This window comes from Labrenzia sp. PHM005 (genome assembly GCF_006517275.1).
GTDB lineage: Bacteria > Pseudomonadota > Alphaproteobacteria > Rhizobiales > Stappiaceae > Roseibium.
Map to the genome: position 1 here is coordinate 2,100,231 of NZ_CP041191.1, position 12,113 is coordinate 2,112,343.

Consider the following 12,113-nt stretch of genomic DNA (forward strand, 5'->3'; position numbering starts at 1 on the left):
GCTGGTTTTAAAACAAGAGCTGGAAGCCCTGATTGGCCGCATGTCGGCCGCTCAGTTGGAGCTGAAATACAAAATGGCCCGAACAACGGAAGCCAACAGAGTAGCAGGAGCCTACGCTCAGGTTCCGCAAAAAAGCAGGTGAGTGATGCCCCAGAAAACACCAAGCAGAGTGCGCTTACCGCAAACATATATCGCGGAAGTGGAAGCAGCCATCTCAAACGCCATTGCTGTTGCCGAAGAACTGATCTCGGTCACGGAAGAGGAGACGCGGCGCCTTTCCAGCGGGCGGCCCGAAGCGATTGAGGAGCTTGTTGCCCGCAAGAAAAAACTGGCTTCGGATTTTGAGGAGTTTCTCCAGAAGTATAAGGCAGAGCGCAATCTGTTCATGCTCGCTTCGGATGAACGTTTTGAGGCGTTGCAGGTCAAAACCAATCACCTAGCCAAAATTCTGATTGAGAACACGGATCATTTGAAACGCGCGATGACCGCAAATGAGCGCCGCATTGAAACCATCATGCGGGCGATCCGGGAACAGCAGACTTCGGTATCGCCGTATGGTGCAAATGGGGTTCAGCGTCATCAAGGGCAGGCACCAATTTCCATGCATACGGGCCACAAGGCGTAATTCTCAATACGGTAAAGGATGTGAGCCATGACCTCCCTGAGTACGGCGCTACAGATTGCTTCCGGATCACTTGGTGCAACTCAGGTAAAACTGTCTGTAGCGGCGAACAACATTGCCAATGCGGACACTAAGGGATTTACGGCGAAACAAACCAGCCAGTCCGCACTTGTCACCTCCGGGTTCGGTTCGGGATTGTCGATCGAGCGGGTTCTGTCGAATGTCAGCAAGTTTCTACTTGATGATCTGCTCTCGGCGACCACCGCGACTGTGGCCGCTGAGACTCAAGCCAGCTACATGGATAGTCTTCAAAAGACATTTGGCGCGATAACGGGACCAAATGGTGAAAGCACGTCGCTTGCTAGCACGATCGCCAAATTCGAGGAAGCTCTGACGAAACTTGCGGGCACACCGGAAAGCGCCAGTCTTGCAAACAGCGCTGTTCAAGCTCTGCAGGATGTGACCCGGCAGCTTCAAAAGTTTTCGATCAAAGTCGATGATCAAATCCTGCAAGCCGACAGCCAGATGGATCTCGGTGTCAAAGCGGCAAACCAGGCGATTACAGAGATCCACCAGATCAATCAACAGATTAGGCAAGCTGGAGCGAGCGGGCAGCCGTCAGCGGAATATGAAGACAAACTCAACTTGGCACTTGGAAAACTCTCCGAGCAGCTTGGGATCAAGCCGTTCCGCGCGGCAGACGGTTCCGTGAAGGTCTACTCCCTGTCAGGTCAGGTTTTGGTCGATAATTCACCACATCCCTTAGCAACATCAAAGGATGCGAATGGCCACACACGGGTTTCGGCCAATGGGGCAGATATCACGGGTGCTCTCAACGGTGGAAAACTGGGTGGCCTAGCGGAAGTGCGGGATAAGATGCTTCCAGCTTATCAGGAAACCTTTCATGAGCTCGCTGGAAACCTAATTTCTGGATTGAATGCCGTGCGCCCGAATTTGCTGGTCGGCACAAATGCACGGGATATCACGGTCAATTCCACCGTGTTGAACAACCCCAAATCTATGCTTGGAACGACTCAGCCGGCGAAGGTTGCCAATGCACTGCTTGATGTCATGCAAAAACCTACGTCCTTTGGCGCGGCTGGTGGTATCGCAGCGGGCAACAGAACCTTTTCCGGCTATGCCAACGAAATACTGTCAAAGGCGGTGAGTGAAACCAACGCCGAAAAGGCGATCCTGGCCTCTGCGCGGCTTGAGCTCGACACTGTGTCGGGAACGATTGCTTCCATGCATGGAGTCAACGTGAATGAGGAAACAGCCAATCTTGCGCAATTAAAGCAGCTTTATTCGGTATCCTCGACCGTTCTGAAGATAATTCAGGAAATGTTTCAAGACCTAAGAGCTGCTGTGAATTGAGGAATTGTTGAATGCGTGTTGCAACCTTTCATCAAAGCACTCTGGTACTTCAGCACGCGATGGAGACTCAGGCGCGTCTGGCTTCGGTGCAAACACAGCAGGCAAGCGGTCTCAAGTCTGCGGACTATGCGGGGCTCGGAACGGATGCTGCTATCCTTGCCAATCTCGAAGTGTCGGTCTCTCGTTCAGAAACCGTAATTGGTGCTGCGAAAGAAACGCAAAGCCGTGTGGATATGGTGCACGCCACTCTGGGCAAACTCTCCGACATCTTGACCAAAATGCGCGCCACGGTGAACGGTACAACGTCGGAAGACCAGATTAGCGCCTTGCAGAGCGAGGCTGCGGCCCATCTGAAAGATGCTGCGCAGCTGGTGAATTCTCAATTCTCGGGCAGATATCTTTTTGCTGGCAGTCTCACGGAGACACCGCCTGCCGACCTGACCGGCTATAAGGCAACGTCGCTTACAGCCACAGATACAAGCTTTTATAAAGGCGACAGCTATGTTCAAACCGTGCGATTGGGGCCGGACAATTCAGTTGACTATGGCCTGACTGGGGATAGGCCGGGATTTGAGAAGACACTCCGGGCACTGTCTTACGTGGCAACGGCATCCCCGTTAACACTGGACAAACTCAAAGACGTGTCTGACTTATTGGTCAGCGCGCAAGACGATGTAATTGCGGATCAGAGCATCAACGGGGCAACGGCAAGCCGATTGAAAACGTTTATCGATAACGAAACGCAATATGCAGCGGAAGCAGGGAGACTTTCCCTCGAGTTGGCTTCTGTCGATGTTGCTGCGGCTGCTGTCCAGGCGGCAAGTTACAATGTTCAGCTGCAAGCCAGTTTTTCTGCGATCAAGACCCTGACCAGCCTCAATTTGCACGATTATCTGAGGTGATGGATCTTTGGGCCCCGGGCGATAGGCCGGCCAGTTAACACGCCGCTGCTTGCAATCCGCATTTTTATACAATCTCTTCGTTGTGCTGCTGGTTTTTGACCTTAAATGCGGTTTACAAACAAGGCGTGCCGGATTGAACTATCGTCCGCTCCACGTCTTTTGTTATTCGCCCCGGAAAAGGACACCTTTCTCATGTCACTTCGCATCAATGACACTGTTCCTAATTTTACTGCCGAAACCGATCAGGGCCAGATCACATTTCATGATTGGATCGGAGATAGCTGGGCCATCCTTTTCAGCCATCCGAAGGACTTTACACCGGTCTGCACCACCGAATTTGGTGTTGTTGCTCAGCTAGCTGACGAGTGGGAAAAGCGCGGTACCAAAGTGATCGGAGTATCGGTCGACAGCGCGGATGATCACAAGAAATGGAAAACTGACATCGAAAAAGTCGGCGGAGCGGCCGCTGGTTTTCCGATCATCGCAGATGAAGGCCTGGAAGTCTCCAAAGCTTTCGACATGCTGCCGGCAGAAGCCTATCTGCCGGATGGCCGTACACCAGCTGACAGTGCGACAGTCCGTTCTGTTTTCATCATCGGTCCAGACAAACAGCTGAAGCTGTCTATGACCTACCCAATGACCGTTGGCCGGAATTTTGCCGAGGTTGTCCGGGCGCTTGATGGGCTGCAGACATCCGCAAAAGGCGTCGCTACCCCTGCAAACTGGCAGGTTGGTGAGGACGTGATTGTGCCGCCGGCTGTGAGCGATGAGGACGCAAAGGCAAAATTCGGCAGTTTCGATGCTGTTCTGCCATACTTGCGCAAAGTGAAAATGCCAGCCTAATCAAGTTTAGGAGGCGGTGGTCTATCAGCCGTTTCATCCAAAACTGTATCAAATTGCGGCACAGGGCAGGGCCCTGTGCCGTTTGCGTTCTGGGTTTCTGAAATAGGCCTAGCCGACGATCAGCTGTTTGAGCTGCAGAGATTCGTATTCCAGCTCATTCAGCCGGTAGTTCACCACATCTCCGATGGTAACGATCCCGACGATGTTGTCGTCGTCGAGAACCGGCATATGACGGAAACGGCCTTCTTTCATCTTGCGAAGAACCGCAATCAAGGGATCGTTTGGACTGCAGACTTCCACTTTCCGGGTCATGATGTCTTCGACCTTCTGAGGAAGGGTTTGGCCGGGCGTTTCTGCAAGCCGGCGGACAATGTCGCGCTCCGATAAGATGCCTTGGAGCTTGCCGTCTGCATCTTTCACCAGTAGCGCACCGATCCCTTTTTCTTTGAGCATCACGACGGCCTCGTGAAGGGTGTTTTGCGGACGCAGCGCAAAAATGTCTTTGCCCTTCGAATCGAGGATCTTTCCAACCGTCACGACCTCATGTGAGGTGTTTGATTGTTGGGACTGGCTGTGGGTCGTCTCGTGAATCTTGTCTTTTCGGCTTGGGGCCTGATAAGAGCTTGGCATGAAATATGGCTCCCTGCTGGTCTATCCACTTTCGAAGTGATGAACCAGCTTAACCGAAACTTGGCGGCTTAAGGAACTCTACAAATTGGCTGATTTGGTATTGACGCCGCTCACGGCAACGATTCTATTCGTTTTAGCCTGTTTTGCGGGGTATCAGTATCGCCGGGTCTGGGTCAAAGAGGGGCCGCGCTGGCAGCTTTGGTTGTTCGGCATTATCGCCGGCAGCTGCCTGGCGCTGGTCGCATTTATCCCGGTGCGGTAACAAAAGCTTCCGGTAAAATCCGGTCAGCCTTCCATTTCAGCCAGCTTTTTGCGGGCATTGGGGCACGTCAACCGATCCCGCAGCGGGCTGTTCGGGTCGATTTCCTTGTTGCAGACCACACAATGGTCGGCTCCGGAAATCGCATTTAGCCCGCCGCAGCTGCCCTTGATCGTCTTGCCTGCAAAAATCACCCCAAGCGCCATGCCGAGCACGACGGTCAGAAGCAATCCAAAAGCCAGAAAAAAAGTCAGCACGGTGAACGCCTTCTTGTTGGGTATTAGGCCTGCAGTTGGGTGAAGCGCTTGCTGGCTGCAGAAACAAACCCGTTATTTCCGGCCTCTGCCTTGCGATCAATAAACAAAACCGCGAGGTCGAGTTTATTTGCGATCTCAAGGCCGCGCTCTGTTCCAAGAACCAGCATTGCAGTTGACCACGCGTCTGCCAGCATTGTGTTTTCAGCCAAAACAGTCACAGACGCTGTTTTGTGAGTGATCGGTTTGCCGGTATGCGCATCAATAATGTGAGAGAATCGCTCGCCATCGCGTTCGAAATAGTTGCGGTAGTCACCGGACGTCGCCATGCCCATGTTGGAGACGCTGGCGACTTGGAATACCTTCTTGCTGATGGAATCAGGCGTCTCAATACCGATCTGCCAATCCATGCTGTCGGCATTGCGTCCAGAAACGTAAATGTCACCGCCGATTTCAACCATGAAATCTGTCAGGCCGAAGCTCTTGGCAACTTCTGCCATCTGATCAACGCCATAACCTTTGCCGATGGACGGCAAATAGATTTGTGCATCCGGATGGCTCTTGCTCAGCTGCGTGCCGTTGACTTTGAGACCCTGAGTCTGACCGGCAACTTCTAGAGCTGCAGTCAATGCGCTGGAGTCAGCACTTGGACGCTGACCTGCATTTTGTGCGCCGAAGCCCCAGGCTTCGATGACTGGGCCAAGGGTAATGTCAAATTGACCGTTGCTGGCTTCATGAATCTCGCGGGAAGCCTGCACAACTTTGGCCAGGCCTTCGGAAACGTGCATTGGTGCCGTGGAATTATGCGCGTTAAAGCGCGACACTTCCGAGGAAGCATCCCAGTTCGACATTTGTGCGTTGACGGCCAAAAGGCTCTTTTCAAGAGCGCTCTTCAAAGCCGCCTTGTCGACGTTTCGATCATGATCGAGAGCGGTGACCGAATAATTGGTCCCCATGGTAGAGCCAGAAAGCTCGATTACATCCGCACCACCTTTGCAGGCAGCCAAGGTCAGCGACATCAGGATGAAGCTGCGCCGGGAGAATTTGATGTTAGTTGGCACGGTAACCTTCTCCGATTGATCTGAAGCGACAAGCGTCGCACTTCATGCGGCGCTTTTCATTGGTTTTTAGAGCCGATTCAACAAAAAAATGTACCCATGCGGCAAAATAGTGCTTTTTAAGGGCGCGAAAACGTAGCATATGGCGCTTTATCGAATTCTGGAGGCCGGATGCGTGCAAAGTTTTAAACTCAAAAAAGGTCTGGATCTACCTGTACAGGGAGCGCCAGTCCAAGAGATTGACGCTAAAGGGGAGATCCGAACCGCTGCGGTGCTTGCCGCGGACTATATTGGTTTGAAACCCCGCCTGGTTGTTCAAGAAGGTGATTCGGTCGGTGTTGGCGCTCCGGTGTTTTTCCACAAGGATACACCGGATGTGATGGTTACCTCTCCGGTCTCTGGTCGCGTGAAGGCGATTAACCGCGGTGCCCGTCGTGTTCTGATCAGCGTTGAGATCGAAGTAGATGCATCTACGGCCGAACCGGTTGATTTTTCTGGGGTAGGCGATGTGTCGACACCAGAAGGACTTGTTGAACGGCTTTGTGCATCCGGATTGTGGACGTCTTTCCAGACCCGTCCGTATTCGAAAGTCCCGGACCCAGCGACACGGCCTGCCGCGCTTTTTGTAACTGCAATGGATACGGAGCCGTTATCTGCCGATGCAGCTGTCATCATCAATGACAGCAGTGCCGCTTTCGAAAAAGGCCTTGAGGCAATCAAAATCCTGAGTGCAGGAAAAACGTATCTTTGCTGTGAGACCGGGGCGAACATCCCAGGTCTTTCAATGGACGGGATTGAAGTTGCTGGTTTCTCCGGGCCGCATCCTGCAGGTCTGGCTGGAACCCACATCCATTTCCTGGATGCGCCGAGCGCAGAAAAAACCGTTTGGGCGATCGGCTATCAGGACGTCATCGCGATTGGCCGCCTGCTGGAAACCGGCCAGTATGATCCGGCTAGAGTCATCGCACTGTCCGGCCCAATGTGTTCCAAGCCGCGCCTCATCCGAACGGTTGCCGGTGCTTCCATGGCCGAACTGGCCGACGGTGAAATCTCTAGTGATGCGCCTATTCGCCTCATTTCTGGCTCTATCCTGAGTGGCCGTCTGGGAGAAGGGCATAGTGCTTATCTTGGACGGTATGCCCGGCAGATGACCCTGATCGAAGAGGATCAGAAACAGAATATGCTCGGATGGATCCTACCAATGCCATCCAAGTATGCTGTTCAACCAGTTCTGGGCTCAGCCTTCTCCAAAAAACTATATGCGCTGACGTCGAACCTGAATGGCGGACGTCGTGCAATGGTGCCACTGGGTACGTTCGAAGAGCTTATGCCGCAGGATTTTCTGCCCACTCAGCTGTTGCGTGCATTGCTGGTAATGGATACGGATCAGGCCCAAGCGCTTGGCGCTTTGGAACTGGATGAAGAAGATCTGGGGCTGGTGGGCTTTGCTTGCCCTGCCAAATATGAATATGGCATGGCGCTTCGCGACTGCCTCACCAAAATCGAAAAGGAGGGCTAGACCTTGGGTCTGCGCAACTTCTTCGACCGCATCGAGCCTTATTTCGTCAAGGGCGGCAAATACGAGAAGTTCTTCCCCATCTACGAGATGGTGGAAAGCTTGGTCTACACACCGAAAACAGTGACGACAGCCGCGCCGCATGCGCGGTCTTATGTCGACATGAAACGGATCATGACCTACGTGGTCATCGCAACGTTCCCATGTATTTTGTTCGGGCTGTATAATGTCGGCTTTCAAGTCAACTTGGCGCTGACGGGCACAGAGCCGTCCGGCTGGCGGGCTTGGATAATTGAGGCGCTTGGCATCGGCTTCAATCCGGCCAATCCGTTCGCTAACTTCATGCACGGCCTGATGTACTTCCTACCGATCTATCTGACGACTCTGGTCGTTGGCGGTATCTGGGAAGTTCTCTTTGCGACCGTTCGTGGCCACGAGGTGAACGAGGGTTTTCTCGTCACATCGATGCTGTATTCCTTGATCCTTCCGGCTTCGGCACCTTTGTGGCAGGTCGCGCTTGGGATTTCCTTCGGTGTTGTGATCGGCAAGGAAGTGTTCGGCGGAACTGGCAAGAACTTTCTCAATCCGGCGCTGGTCGGGCGGGCGTTCCTGTATTTTGCCTATCCAGCGCAAATGTCCGGCGATACGATTTGGACGCCTGTTGATGGTTTTTCCGGGGCGACGGCTCTTTCTGTCTCCGCCTCCGAAGGCTATCAACAGCTGGCAGCCAATGGCATGAGCTGGACGACGTCTTTCCTTGGCACGATTCAAGGCAGTATTGGTGAAACCTCAACCTTGGCCTGTTTGATCGGTTTGGCCTTCCTGCTGATCACCAAAATCGCAAACTGGCGCCTAATCGTTGGCTGTATGGCCGGAATGATGGCCTTCTCCACTTTGCTCAACATCATTGGCTCAGACAGCAATCCGATGTTTGCTATGCCGTGGTACTGGCACCTCGTGGTCGGTGGCTTTGCATTTGGCTTGGTCTTTATGGTCACCGAACCAGTGTCGGCCTCTCACACCAATCTCGGACGGTACATCTACGGTGCCTTGATCGGGGTTATGGTAGTGATGATCCGGGTCATCAATCCGGCTTTCCCGGAAGGAATGATGCTGGCAATTCTGTTCGGTAATGTTTTCGCACCACTTATCGATTATTTCGTGGTGCAAGCAAACATCAAACGCAGGGCGAAGCGAAATGCCTGAAGACAGCGGACACAACGAAAACAAAGGCTTCCTGCGGCGCTTTCTAGACCTACCGACGGACTCCATTCCGAAGACGATTTTCGTCGCCGTTTCGGTCTGTCTGGTCGCGTCCATGATCGTGTCGGCTGCGGCGGTTTCGCTGCGCCCGCTGCAAGAAGTGAACAAACTGAAAGACAAGCAGATCAACATTCTGCAGGTTGCTGGTCTTTACGACCCGCAGGCCGATGTTGTTGAGGCTTTCTCGGTTTTTGAGCCGCAGGTGCTGGAACTGGAAACAGGCAAGTTTACCGATCAGTTTGATGCTGCAACGTTCGATGACCGGGCAGCGGCCTCCGATCCTGCCTTGTCAGTGGCGTTGACCAATGATCCCGCATCGATCGGCCGCAAGTCCAAGTATGTGACGGTCTATCTGCTCCGCAAGGACGACGGCAGCCTCGACAAAGTGGTTTTGCCGATCCACGGCTATGGCCTTTGGTCAACGCTGTACGGCTTTATCTCGCTTGAGGCGAATGGCAACGACATCTATGGCCTGCAGTTCTACAGTCACGGCGAAACACCGGGCCTTGGTGCTGAAGTGGACAATCCGCGCTGGAAATCACTTTGGAAGGGCAAGAAGTTGGCGGATGACAGCGGCGAACTGCTCATCACCGTGGCTAAGACCGCACCTGCACAAGGCGAGGACTTTCATGTCGATGCCTTAGCCGGTGCAACGCTGACAACAGTCGGTGTCGACAACCTTGTCCGTTTCTGGATGGGTGAGGCTGGGTTTGCACCGTTCCTTGAAAACCTTAAAGCAGGAGAGATCTGATGGCGCAGACCAGAAGAAGCATGTTGATCGACCCGCTGGTCGACAACAATCCGATCACTCTTCAGGTTCTTGGGATTTGTTCTGCCCTTGCGGTGACTTCGTCCTTGCAAGTTGCCTTTGTGATGACGGTCGCGGTGACATTCGTGACGGCTTTCTCGTCGATGTTCATCTCGATTTTGAGAAACCATATTCCGGGTGCGATCCGGATTATCGTTCAGATGGTCATTATCGCATCGCTGGTGATCCTGGTGGACCAGGTGCTCAAGGCTTACCTCTTCGAAATCTCTAAAACGCTTTCGGTTTTTGTTGGCCTGATCATTACCAACTGTATCGTGATGGGCCGCGCTGAAGCGTTTGCGATGAAAAACCCGCCGCTCGACTCCTTTATCGACGGGATCGGCAACGGGCTCGGCTACGGCTTGATCCTGATGCTGGTTGGCGTCATCCGCGAATTGTTCGGCTCCGGCAGCCTCTTCGGTGTGACCATTCTGGAAACCGTGAACAATGGCGGTTGGTATGTCCCGAATGGCATGCTGCTGCTGCCGCCTTCGGCATTCTTCATCATCGGTTTGCTGATCTGGGCGTTCCGGTCCTGGAAACCGGAGCAGGTCGAAGAACCTGAGTACAAGATCCAAGTGGTGGATGCGCACTGATGGAACAGCTGATTTCCCTTGCCGTTAAGGCCATCTTTGTCGAGAATCTCGCACTGTCGTTTTTCCTTGGCATGTGTACGTTCATCGCCGTGTCGAAGAAGATCTCAACGGCGCTTGGTCTTGGCATTTCGGTCATGGTCGTTCAGGCGATCACCGTTCCGGCCAACAATCTCATTCTGACCTATCTCCTGGCCCCGGGTGCATTGGCTTGGGCTGGATTTAGCGATGTCGATCTGACCTTCTTGGGATTGATCTCTTATATCGGAGTGATTGCAGCCCTGGTTCAGATTCTGGAAATGGTGCTCGATAAGTATTTCCCTCCGCTTTACAACGCGCTCGGCGTGTTTCTGCCTCTGATCACCGTGAATTGCGCCATTCTTGGCGGCTCACTTTTCATGGTGGAGCGGGACTACAACTTCCCGGAAGCCGTTACCTACGGCTTGTCCTCAGGCTTTGGTTGGGCGTTGGCGATCACAGCCATGGCCGGCGTACGCGAGAAGTTGAAGTACTCCGACATTCCGGAAGGCCTTCAGGGTCTGGGCATCACCTTTATCACCGCAGGTCTGATGGCGCTGGCCTTCATGTCCTTCAGCGGCGTCAAACTGTAACGGGAGAGCCTTGTGGCCACATTAGGACTAGGCATACTGCTCTTTACCCTGATCGTGCTGGCACTTGTCACGATCATTCTTGCAGCGCGCTCAAAGCTCGTGTCGACCGGCAACGTCAACATCTCCATCAACGGTGAGAAGACGATCTCTGTTCCGGCCGGCGGCAAGCTGCTGCAAACTCTGGCCGAACAAAAGTTGTTTGTTCCCTCTGCTTGCGGCGGTGGCGGCACATGTGCCCAGTGCCGGGTGAAGGTTCATTCCGGCGGCGGGTCTATTTTGCCGACCGAGGAAAGCCATATCACCAAGCGTGAAGCGGCCTGCGGCGACCGCTTGTCCTGCCAGGTTGCTGTCAAACAGGACATGGAGATCGAGGTTCCTGAAGAGGTCTTCGGCGTCAAAAAGTGGGAATGTACGGTTCGTTCCAATGAGAACGTTGCGACGTTCATCAAGGCTCTTGTTCTTGAATTGCCGGAAGGCGAAGATGTCAACTTCCGTGCAGGTGGATACATTCAGATTGAGGCCCCGGAGCATCACCTGAAATACACCGAATTTGACGTTGAAGAAGAGTACCGGGAAGACTGGGACCGCTTCAACCTCTGGCAATATGAATCCAATGTCGATGAACCGGTTGAGAGGGCCTATTCCATGGCCAACTATCCGGAAGAAAAAGGCATGATCATGCTCAATGTCCGCGTAGCGTCACCGCCTCCGGGCTCTGCGGGCATTCCTCCGGGCAAGATGTCCAGCTACATCTTCAATCTGAAGCCCGGTGATAAGGTCACGATTTCCGGTCCCTTTGGCGAGTTCTTTGCGCGCGATACCGAAAAGGAAATGGTCTTCATCGGTGGAGGTGCCGGCATGGCGCCGATGCGCAGCCACATCTTTGACCAGCTCAAGCGGCTTCACTCCAAACGCAAGATCAGCTTCTGGTATGGCGCCCGCTCCAAACGCGAAATGTTTTTCGTTGAGGACTTTGACAGTCTTGCCGCCGAGAACGAGAACTTTGAGTGGCATGTGGCTTTGTCCGACGCACTGCCGGAAGACGAGTGGGAAGGCTACACCGGGTTCATTCACAATGTGCTCTATCACGAGTATCTGAGAGATCACCCTGCTCCAGAAGACTGCGAATTCTACATGTGCGGACCACCCATCATGAACCAGTCCGTCATCAATATGCTGCTTGAACTTGGCGTTGACCGCGAAGACATCATGCTGGACGACTTCGGCGGATAACACATCTCTCGCTCAATCAATGGCGATCAAAAATCTGGAGAGGGTTGGCTCATGGCTGACCCTCTTTTGTTTCAGATGCTGAACATTTGGCCGGTTGATCAATCGGGGCAAATAGTACTCACCAGAATGGTTCCTGGCTACGCGTAG

At 53.4% G+C, this 12,113-nt stretch carries 14 protein-coding genes; 11 read left to right on the top strand and 3 right to left on the bottom strand.

From position 1 onward, the window contains the following. The first annotated feature begins 145 nt into the window (after nucleotides 1-145). The 4 genes from flgN (at nucleotide 146) to FJ695_RS09565 (ending at nucleotide 3,741) form a co-directional block, all read left to right on the top strand. Nucleotides 146-625 carry a flagellar export chaperone FlgN gene (gene flgN / locus FJ695_RS09550; RefSeq protein ID WP_141185227.1) on the top strand — a complete coding sequence of 160 codons (480 nt, stop codon included), beginning with the start codon at nucleotides 146-148 and terminating at the stop codon, nucleotides 623-625. 27 nt (nucleotides 626-652) lie between these two features. Continuing rightward, a complete protein-coding gene (gene flgK / locus FJ695_RS09555; protein WP_141185228.1) occupies nucleotides 653-1,996 on the top strand; it encodes a flagellar hook-associated protein FlgK in 1,344 nt (447 codons plus the stop codon). An 11-nt stretch (nucleotides 1,997-2,007) separates the two neighbouring features. After that, nucleotides 2,008-2,898 carry a flagellin gene (locus FJ695_RS09560; RefSeq protein ID WP_141185229.1) on the top strand — a complete coding sequence of 297 codons (891 nt, stop codon included), beginning with the start codon at nucleotides 2,008-2,010 and terminating at the stop codon, nucleotides 2,896-2,898. A gap of 192 nt (nucleotides 2,899-3,090) precedes the next feature. Continuing rightward, nucleotides 3,091-3,741 (top strand): peroxiredoxin, encoded by a 651-nt coding sequence (locus FJ695_RS09565; protein WP_141185230.1) that lies wholly within the window; start codon nucleotides 3,091-3,093, stop codon nucleotides 3,739-3,741. A gap of 108 nt (nucleotides 3,742-3,849) precedes the next feature. Here the strand turns inward: FJ695_RS09565 and FJ695_RS09570 are convergent, their stop codons facing one another. Next, nucleotides 3,850-4,371 carry a CBS domain-containing protein gene (locus FJ695_RS09570; RefSeq protein ID WP_141185231.1) on the bottom strand — a complete coding sequence of 174 codons (522 nt, stop codon included), beginning with the start codon at nucleotides 4,369-4,371 and terminating at the stop codon, nucleotides 3,850-3,852. A gap of 85 nt (nucleotides 4,372-4,456) precedes the next feature. On the opposite strand from FJ695_RS09570, the gene FJ695_RS27980 reads away from it, so the two are divergent. Continuing rightward, nucleotides 4,457-4,633, top strand: coding sequence for a hypothetical protein (locus tag FJ695_RS27980; protein ID WP_168206309.1), 177 nt, complete (start codon nucleotides 4,457-4,459; stop codon nucleotides 4,631-4,633). Between the two features lie 23 nt (nucleotides 4,634-4,656). Here the strand turns inward: FJ695_RS27980 and nqrM are convergent, their stop codons facing one another. Both nqrM and FJ695_RS09580 read right to left on the bottom strand, forming a co-directional pair. Next, on the bottom strand, nucleotides 4,657-4,887 hold the full coding sequence (nqrM, locus tag FJ695_RS09575; protein ID WP_141185232.1) for a (Na+)-NQR maturation NqrM: 231 nt from the start codon (nucleotides 4,885-4,887) through the stop codon (nucleotides 4,657-4,659). A 23-nt stretch (nucleotides 4,888-4,910) separates the two neighbouring features. Next, nucleotides 4,911-5,945, bottom strand: a complete 1,035-nt coding sequence (locus FJ695_RS09580; RefSeq protein ID WP_247653814.1) for an FAD:protein FMN transferase — start codon at nucleotides 5,943-5,945, stop codon at nucleotides 4,911-4,913. Between the two features lie 172 nt (nucleotides 5,946-6,117). Between FJ695_RS09580 and FJ695_RS09585 the strand changes: the two genes are divergently transcribed. Genes FJ695_RS09585 through nqrF form a run of 6 tightly spaced genes read left to right on the top strand, consistent with a single transcriptional unit; the run spans nucleotide 6,118 to nucleotide 11,966 of the window. After that, a complete protein-coding gene (locus tag FJ695_RS09585) occupies nucleotides 6,118-7,461 on the top strand; it encodes a Na(+)-translocating NADH-quinone reductase subunit A (RefSeq protein WP_141185233.1) in 1,344 nt (447 codons plus the stop codon). A 3-nt stretch (nucleotides 7,462-7,464) separates the two neighbouring features. Continuing rightward, nucleotides 7,465-8,664, top strand: a complete 1,200-nt coding sequence (locus FJ695_RS09590; RefSeq protein WP_141185234.1) for an NADH:ubiquinone reductase (Na(+)-transporting) subunit B — start codon at nucleotides 7,465-7,467, stop codon at nucleotides 8,662-8,664. Then, nucleotides 8,657-9,472, top strand: a complete 816-nt coding sequence (locus FJ695_RS09595; protein ID WP_141185235.1) for a Na(+)-translocating NADH-quinone reductase subunit C — start codon at nucleotides 8,657-8,659, stop codon at nucleotides 9,470-9,472. The genes FJ695_RS09590 and FJ695_RS09595 overlap by 8 nt, the downstream gene beginning before the upstream one ends. Beyond that, nucleotides 9,472-10,125, top strand: coding sequence for an NADH:ubiquinone reductase (Na(+)-transporting) subunit D (locus FJ695_RS09600; RefSeq protein ID WP_141185236.1), 654 nt, complete (start codon nucleotides 9,472-9,474; stop codon nucleotides 10,123-10,125). The genes FJ695_RS09595 and FJ695_RS09600 overlap by 1 nt, the downstream gene beginning before the upstream one ends. Then, the gene (nqrE, locus tag FJ695_RS09605) at nucleotides 10,125-10,733 is read left to right on the top strand and encodes an NADH:ubiquinone reductase (Na(+)-transporting) subunit E (protein WP_141185237.1); all 609 of its coding nucleotides are present in this window, start codon (nucleotides 10,125-10,127) and stop codon (nucleotides 10,731-10,733) included. Before FJ695_RS09600 ends, nqrE begins: the two co-directional genes overlap by 1 nt. 12 nt (nucleotides 10,734-10,745) lie before the next feature. Next, nucleotides 10,746-11,966, top strand: a complete 1,221-nt coding sequence (gene nqrF, locus FJ695_RS09610) for an NADH:ubiquinone reductase (Na(+)-transporting) subunit F (protein ID WP_141185238.1) — start codon at nucleotides 10,746-10,748, stop codon at nucleotides 11,964-11,966. Nucleotides 11,967-12,113: the final 147 nt, after the last annotated feature.